The 767-nt window shown below is 66.6% G+C and carries 1 protein-coding gene; it reads right to left on the reverse strand.

Annotated elements, in window-relative coordinates; genetic code table 11:
• Nucleotides 1-767 (reverse strand): circularly permuted type 2 ATP-grasp protein (locus NQV17_RS37810; RefSeq protein ID WP_257776161.1); only part of this gene is annotated, 767 nt, incomplete at both ends.

The raw sequence follows: 767 nt of genomic DNA on the forward strand, positions 1-767 counted from the left end.
TCGAGCACGTATTTCAGGCTGTCGGCCTCGCCGCAGCGCCAGGTCGGCACGTTCTCCAGCAGCGCCTTGCGGCCCGTGTAGAACTCGACGATCTCCGGCATGTACGAGTAGATCGCCTTGTCGTCGGCGATGCCGGTGCCGGGCGCGTTCGCGATCGTGATGTTGCCGGCGCGGTAGACGTCCATGATCCCGGCCACGCCGAGCACCGAATCGGGGCGGAACGTCAGCGGATCGAGGAACGCGTCGTCGACCCGGCGGTACAGCACGTCGATCGGCCGGAAGCCTTCGGTGGTGCGCATCGCGACGCGGCCGTCGACCACCTGCAGGTCGCTGCCCTCGACGAGGTGCACGCCCATCTGGTCGGCGAGGAACGAATGTTCGTAGTACGCCGAATTGTGGATGCCGGGCGTGAGCACGGCGATGGTCGGGTTGTCGGCGTTGCCGCCCGGCGGGCACACCGCCGCGAGCGACTGCCGCAGCATCTGCGGATAGGTCTCGACCGGGCGCACCTTGACCTGCTGGAACAGCTCGGGGAAGAGCTGCATCATCGTCTCGCGGTTTTCCAGCATGTACGACACGCCCGACGGCGTGCGCGCGTTGTCCTCGAGCACGTAGAACTGGTTCTCGGCGGTGCGCACGATGTCGACGCCGATGATGTGCGTGTAGACGTTGCCGGGCGGCCGGAAATCGATCATCTCCGGGATGAACGCCTCGTTGTGCGCGATCAGGTGCTTCGGCACGATGCCGGCGCGCACGATCTCCTGGCG

The organism is Burkholderia sp. SCN-KJ, assembly GCF_024656005.1.
GTDB lineage: Bacteria > Pseudomonadota > Gammaproteobacteria > Burkholderiales > Burkholderiaceae > Burkholderia.